The organism is Alcanivorax sp. HI0044 (assembly GCF_001634945.1).
This window is the reverse complement of record NZ_LWEZ01001166.1, coordinates 1-6,202: the sequence shown is the minus strand read 5'-3', so window position 1 is coordinate 6,202 and position 6,202 is coordinate 1. Positions and strand designations below refer to the sequence as shown.

Below are 6,202 nucleotides of genomic sequence, written 5' to 3'. Positions count from 1 at the left end.
GGCTCGCCATTGCCAATCACGATCACTAGGAAACGATAGCCATGACCCCAACCCATATCCTGATTACCGGCGGTGCCGGCGCTATTGGCGGCCAGCTTGCCGGCCAGTTTCGACAACACCACCCCGAGGCCCGCATCACCCTGGTCGATTTGAATGCCGAGGCACTGGCTGCAGCTGCCGAGCAACATGGAGCCCAGGCAGAAACCTGTGATCTGACAGATATCGACGCCCTGCCCGCCTGGTGGCAGTCGTTGGAGGACCGTCGCGGGCCGGTGGATGTGCTGGTCAACTGCGCCGGCATCATGGACATCATCAGCATTACCGGCACCGGCTGGGAGAAGGGCAAGCGTCTGCTGGATATCAACTTCACCGCACCCATGCGGCTGATGGACCTGGCGCTGCCCGCCATGGTGGAGGCCCGTCACGGTTGCGTGATCAATGTGGCCAGCATGGCCGGGCGCGTACCGATTCGTGGCTGCAGTTATTACGGCGGCGCCAAGGCGGGAATCGGCCTGGCATCGGAAATTGCCCGTCTGGATCTGAAGAAACAGGGCGTCAATGTGATCACCGTCTACCCAGGCCCGATCCAATCAGGACTGGAAAGCCATGCCCGCAGCCAGGTGAAAAAAGGCCCGGTGTCCCGCTATATCCCCACCGGCAAGCCGGATGTACTGGCTGAGCGGATTTACAAGACCTTCCGCAAGAGCGGCGCCCGGGTGATCTACCCGGATATCTACAGCCTCGCCAAGCAAGTCGCCAACCTGAATCTGACCAACCGGGCGATGGATTTCTTCAGCCCGCAACCGAACCAGTAACCACGGACCGACCATGACACAGCAAGCCAACACTCCGATTTATGACACCCTGATTGTCGGTGCCGGCATCAGCGGCATCGGCCTGGGCATTCGCCTCAAGGAAGCCGGGTTCGCGAACTTTGTGATTCTGGAAAAAGCCGCCGACCTGGGCGGCACCTGGCGAGACAATACCTACCCGGGCTGCGCCTGCGATGTGCCCTCGGCATTGTATTCCTATTCCTTCGCACAGAAACCTGACTGGACCCGGGCCTTTGCCGGCCAGGCGGAAATTCTCGATTACGTCCGCGATACCGCTGAGCGTTACGATATTCCTGCATCGATTCGTTTCAACCAGGCAGTAGAACGGGCGCAATGGCGCGAGAGCCAGAACCTGTGGGAAGTGCAAACCGCTGATCAGCTGTATCGGGCCCGCACCGTGGTGGCCTGTTCCGGCTATCTGCACGAACCGATTATTCCGGCAATTCCCGGCCTGGAAAACTTCGCGGGCAAGCTGTTTCATTCCTCGCGCTGGGACCACGAGCACGACCTGACCGGCGAGCGCGTGGCGGTGGTGGGCACCGGCGCCTCCGCCATTCAGTTCGTCCCGGAAATACAACCGAAAACCCAACACCTGACCTTGTTCCAGCGCACCCCGCAATGGGTGCTGCCCAAGCCGGATCACAGCATTCCCAAGATCGAAGAAAACTTCTTCCGCCTGCCGTTCACCCTGAGCGCCTGGCGCAAGATGCTCTACGGCGGTTTTGAAACCTTCGGCATCGGCTTTCGCCGCCCGGCCATCCTGCGGCAGATCCAGAAGCTGGGCCTGGCGCACCTGAAAGTGGCCATCAAGGACGCAACGCTGCGCGCCAAGCTCACCCCGGATTACACCCTTGGCTGCAAGCGCGTATTGATGAGCAACAACTACTACCCGACCCTGAACCAGCCCAATGTGGATGTCTTTCACACCGGCCTGAAAGAAGTCCGTGGCAACACGCTGATCGGCCAGGATGGCAGCGAATGCGAGGTGGATACCGTGATTCTCGGCACCGGTTTTTTTGTCACCGAGCCGCCCATCGCCAACCATATTTTCAATGATGCCGGCGAGTCGCTCAGCCAGATGTGGGAAGACGGCATGCAGGCCTACCGGGGCACCACCATCAATGGCCTGCCCAATGCCTTCATGGTGCTCGGCCCCAATCTGGGCATCGGCCACAACTCCGCCTTTATCGTTATCGAAGCGCAGATCAACTACATCGTCAGCACCCTGACAACCATGCGCGAACAGCAGCTGGGCCGCATTGAAGTGAAGGCCGAGGTGCAGCAGCAGTACAACCGCAAGGTCCAGAAAGACCTGCAGGGCACGGTCTGGAACACCGGCGGCTGCTCCAGTTACTACCTGGACAAGAACGGCTTGAACAGTGTCGGCTTCCCCTGGAGCACCCTGGAAATGCAACGGCTGCTGAAAACCTTCGACGCGGACAACTACACCCTGACACCCGCTACCCAAAAGGTATTCTGATCATGAGCAAAACGGCTTCTTCTTCCTCACCCCGCCGCGCCCTGGTCATCGGCTGTGGAGGCGTCGCCGGCGGCGCCTGGTCCATTGCCGCCCTCCATCAGCTGGAGCAGCAACTGAACTGGGACGCCCGCGATGCGGACATCCTGGTAGGCACCTCCGCCGGTGCCGTACTCGCCACCCTGCTGGGTAGCGGCGTGTCCGTGGCCCAATTGCGCGACTGCCAGCAAGGCACCAGCGATCGCTGCCAATGGGACCACGACACCGATACCGGCGGCGCACTTCCGCCCTTGCCCGGGGCCCGGTTTACCGGCGCCAAACTGGCACTGAAAGGATTGCGCGGCGAGATTTCACCACTGACAGCGATCTGCGGGCTGCTGCCACGGGGGCAGTTCGACATGACGCCCTTCCGTCAGCTGGTCAATACCGTCACCGTCGGCAAAGACTGGGTCAGCCATCCAGCCACCTGGATCATGGCGGTGGATACTGACAGCGGCAAACGGATTCCTTTCGGCAAGGGCGGCGCGCCCAGCGCCAGCATTGCCGATGCGGTGTGCGCATCCTATGGGGTGCCGTTCTGGTGCCCACCGGTCACCGTGGCCGACCGCACTTACATTGATGGCGGCGTCGCCTCCCCCACTTCCGCAGACCTGCTGGCCGACAGTGCAGTGGATGAAGTGATCGTGCTGGCCCCCATGGCCTCACGCCAGCCGGACCAGCCCCGCTCCCCCCTGATGAAGATAGAACGGCGGGTACGCCGTTACATGACCGCAATCGTGGACCGGGAAGTGGCCTTGCTGGAAAAAAGCGGCAAGACCGTCATCCGCATTGAACCCAATGCGCAGGATCTGACCGCGTTCGGTTACAACATGATGGACCCGAAACGACGCCGACAGGTCTACGACACCGCACAAATCACCACCGCAGACACGGTGCGCATGGCTATCGGCTGATGGACTAACGAAAGCAGGCCGGGTCATCCCCAATGCTGTTCACTTAAGAGAAGCAGCGCTGCGCCAACACCTTCGTCATGCGAGCATGACTTCCCACCAATCCCGAAGTTAGAGGGGAGGGGTTGTGGGAAACGATGTTTATAGCGCGAAAGCTTCAGGTCTGGCACAGAACCTTAAGTGAACGGTATGACGGGAACACCCTGGCTTTGTTGCTTTCCCGGGCAAGCGCAGCCTTGCCATCGGGACGGGAGTCGCGGCCAAACCGCTAAAGGGAATCGGCCGCCTGAGTCAGGGTTAGCTGGATATTTTTTAACGCCGAGCGAGCTTCGATTCCCTCAGAATGGGCAAAGAAGCCCAGCATCAGCGCGCCCGCGACCAACATCATCAACGCCAGCAGCATCAACTTTTCTTTTTCCAGCACGCGCCGTAGCGGCGAGCGAGGTGTCTCTTCGCGGCGATTGAGACTGTTATTGTGATCATGGCGGTCTTCTATCGTATCTCGCACCGTGCCTCCCATACTGTCTATGTATGGTTGTACCCACCCAGCCGGGCAAGCACAAGACACGGGCAGACCGCTGGTCTGACAAGCGCCGCGCCCTGCCGGCTACGACGTGATGCGGCGAACCCGGATCACCAGCTCCCGGCCAACGACCTCATAGCCGTGGGCCTGGGCAATCTGCTCCTGCCGCGCCTCGATGACCGGATCACGGAATTCAATCACCCGCTCCGTTTCCACGCACACCATATGATCATGGCGTTCACCGAATGACAGCTCGTACACACAGCGGCTCACCGCGCCCTGGGAAAACTGATGACGGGTGACCAACCCCACCTGCTCCAGATTCAGCAACACCCGGTAAATGGTTGAGATACCGATTCTTTCCCCCGCCTGATACAGGCGGGCATAGATTTCTTCAGCGCCCAGATGGCGCTGCTCATCGTGGGCGGCTTTCAGGTGCTGCAGAATCCGCACCCGCGGCAACGTGGCTTTCAGCCCCGCCCCGGTCAACCATTGCTCATGACTCTTGGCCGCCCCGCCACGTTCTTTTCCCTCACTCACCTGAACGGTCAGCCCCGGGGCCTCATCCATGCCTTTATCTGCCATCTTCAGCTCCTTCTGCATCGCGCATTTTTTTCCCTGTCTCTATAGAAGACGAATGACGCCCACCGATGGTGACATTTTTTCTCGGATAAAAACGCAAACCAGGGCAGGCGTCACACTATGCGTTTCATTCTCATTATTGTAATGATATCCATTCTCAAATAGTATTCAGCATTCATTCTTTACAGAACAACGCTGGGGGGCGGGATCATGTCCGGGGTGACGCAGGAATCCCTGTCGGTGGAAACGCTGTATACCGACTACCACAGTTGGCTGCATGGCATATTGCAGCGGCGTCTCGGCAGCCGCGATGATGCCGCCGACCTGGCCCACGACGCCTTTATTCGCCTGCTCAGCAAACCTCGCCACCTGCACCATCACACCGCCCGTGCCTACTTGAGCCGCATGGCCCGGGGGCTGTGCGTAGACCTGTGGCGGCGCCGAGAAATTGAGCAGGCCTGGCTGGATACCTTGCTCCACCTGCCCGAACCGGAAAGCCCGTCCGCAGAACAGCAAACCGCCGCACTGGAAGCCCTGGTGGAAGTCGACACCATGCTTCGCCGCTTACCTGAGGCGGTAGCTCATGCCTTTACCCAGTCCATGGTGCATGGCCTCACCGGCAAGGAAATCGCCACACAACTGGGCGTATCCGAACGGACCGTGCGCAATTACCTGTCCAGAGCCATGCTTGCCTGCCTGCGCCTGCAGGCCCGACTGGAAGGCAGCTGCATGGCCGCCCGACCATGAACGGCGCAGCACACATTGATCACCAGATTCTCAGTGACGCCGCCGACTGGTTTGCCCTGCTGCGCTCCGGGCAGGCCGGCGAAAGCGACCAGCTTCGCTGGCAGCAATGGCTACGGCAGCACCCGGACCATCTGCGCGGCTGGCAAATGGTGGAGCACATTGAACAACAGTTCAGCACCGCCAGTGCCAACCATCCAGCGCATACCGAAGCCACCCTGAAACAGGCCCGCCACAACCGTATACAGCGCCGCAGCGTCATTACCGGCCTGGCCCTGGTCATCAGTACCGGCGGCCTGCGTTGGGTGAGTTGGCGACAGACGCCACTGCCCACCCTGGTGGCAGACTGGAACGCACAGTATCGCACCGGCATGGGCGAAATCCGCGCCCTGGAACTGGCCGACGGCAGCCGCCTGTGGCTGAACACCAACAGCGCCATCAATACCGTACTGGACGGCCCCCAGCGACACATCCAGGTGATACAGGGCGAAGTGCTGATTGAAACCGGCAAGGCGGACCCGCGCCCACTGGTGGTGTTCACACCGCAAGGTCAGCTCCAGCCACTGGGCACCCGTTTCACGGTACGCCGGGAAACAAACACAACCTTCCTCGCGGTCTATGACGGCGCGGTGGAGATCACCAACCTGGCACGGCAGAAAAGCGTACTGCACCCTCAGCAACAAACCCGTTTTTCCGCCAACGCCCTGCAACCGATTCACCCCGCCGACCCCGCACGGGAAACCTGGCACAAGGGGATTCTGGCGGCAGACGATATCCGCCTGGGCGATCTGGTCGATGAACTCCGGCGCTACCAACATGGCTACATCAATCTGTCCCCGGCGGCCGCCGACCTGCGCGTGTTCGGGGGCTTCCCGCTGACCGACCCACAGCAGGCTCTGGACATGCTCGCATCCGCGCTGCCCATCCGGGTCACCCGGCCCCTGCCCGGCTGGACCAATATCGCCCCCGCCACCCCCTGAGCAAAAAAATCGAAAAAACTTTTCCGCTTTGCAGGGCGCTATTCGATATGTCAGTAAGCCCCACCAAAAAGGGGCACCACAATCCTGACAACACTGGAGTGACCGTGAGCCGT

The 6,202-nt window shown here is 60.6% G+C and carries 7 protein-coding genes; 5 read left to right on the top strand and 2 right to left on the bottom strand.

What is annotated here, in order from left to right; all coding sequences use genetic code 11:
* The first annotated feature begins 41 nt into the window (after positions 1 to 41).
* The 3 genes from A3730_RS15305 to A3730_RS15295 are packed head-to-tail and all read left to right on the top strand — an operon-like array spanning position 42 to position 3,263.
* Positions 42 to 815 (top strand): SDR family oxidoreductase, encoded by a 774-nt coding sequence (locus A3730_RS15305; protein WP_063538371.1) that lies wholly within the window; start codon positions 42 to 44, stop codon positions 813 to 815.
* A gap of 13 nt (positions 816 to 828) precedes the next feature.
* Complete coding sequence (locus A3730_RS15300; protein WP_063520976.1) at positions 829 to 2,313, top strand: NAD(P)/FAD-dependent oxidoreductase; 1,485 nt, start codon at positions 829 to 831, stop codon at positions 2,311 to 2,313.
* A 2-nt stretch (positions 2,314 to 2,315) separates the two neighbouring features.
* Positions 2,316 to 3,263 (top strand): patatin-like phospholipase family protein, encoded by a 948-nt coding sequence (locus A3730_RS15295; RefSeq protein ID WP_063520977.1) that lies wholly within the window; start codon positions 2,316 to 2,318, stop codon positions 3,261 to 3,263.
* A 265-nt stretch (positions 3,264 to 3,528) separates the two neighbouring features.
* On the opposite strand, the gene A3730_RS30445 is transcribed toward A3730_RS15295, so the two are convergent.
* Entirely contained in the window at positions 3,529 to 3,768 is a 240-nt protein-coding gene (locus tag A3730_RS30445) for a hypothetical protein (protein ID WP_156497092.1), read from the bottom strand.
* Between the two features lie 99 nt (positions 3,769 to 3,867).
* Positions 3,868 to 4,368, bottom strand: coding sequence for a transcriptional repressor (locus tag A3730_RS15290; protein WP_231880662.1), 501 nt, complete (start codon positions 4,366 to 4,368; stop codon positions 3,868 to 3,870).
* Positions 4,369 to 4,575: 207 nt separating this feature from the next.
* On the opposite strand from A3730_RS15290, the gene A3730_RS15285 reads away from it, so the two are divergent.
* The gene (locus A3730_RS15285) at positions 4,576 to 5,112 is read left to right on the top strand and encodes a sigma-70 family RNA polymerase sigma factor (RefSeq protein ID WP_063520628.1); all 537 of its coding nucleotides are present in this window, start codon (positions 4,576 to 4,578) and stop codon (positions 5,110 to 5,112) included.
* A complete protein-coding gene (locus A3730_RS15280; RefSeq protein ID WP_063538369.1) occupies positions 5,109 to 6,089 on the top strand; it encodes a FecR domain-containing protein in 981 nt (326 codons plus the stop codon). The genes A3730_RS15285 and A3730_RS15280 overlap by 4 nt, the downstream gene beginning before the upstream one ends.
* The last annotated feature ends 113 nt before the right edge of the window (positions 6,090 to 6,202 follow it).

What these genes read in the sequence shown, in the direction of transcription:
- A3730_RS15280 (WP_063538369.1), top strand. Translation starts at nt 5,109, where the DNA reads ATGAACGGCGCAGCACACATTGATCACCAGATTCTCAGTGACGCCGCC.
- A3730_RS15290 (WP_231880662.1), bottom strand. Translation starts at nt 4,368, where the DNA reads ATGGCAGATAAAGGCATGGATGAGGCCCCGGGGCTGACCGTTCAGGTG.
- A3730_RS15300 (WP_063520976.1), top strand. Translation starts at nt 829, where the DNA reads ATGACACAGCAAGCCAACACTCCGATTTATGACACCCTGATTGTCGGT.
- A3730_RS15295 (WP_063520977.1), top strand. Translation starts at nt 2,316, where the DNA reads ATGAGCAAAACGGCTTCTTCTTCCTCACCCCGCCGCGCCCTGGTCATC.
- A3730_RS15285 (WP_063520628.1), top strand. Translation starts at nt 4,576, where the DNA reads ATGTCCGGGGTGACGCAGGAATCCCTGTCGGTGGAAACGCTGTATACC.
- A3730_RS15305 (WP_063538371.1), top strand. Translation starts at nt 42, where the DNA reads ATGACCCCAACCCATATCCTGATTACCGGCGGTGCCGGCGCTATTGGC.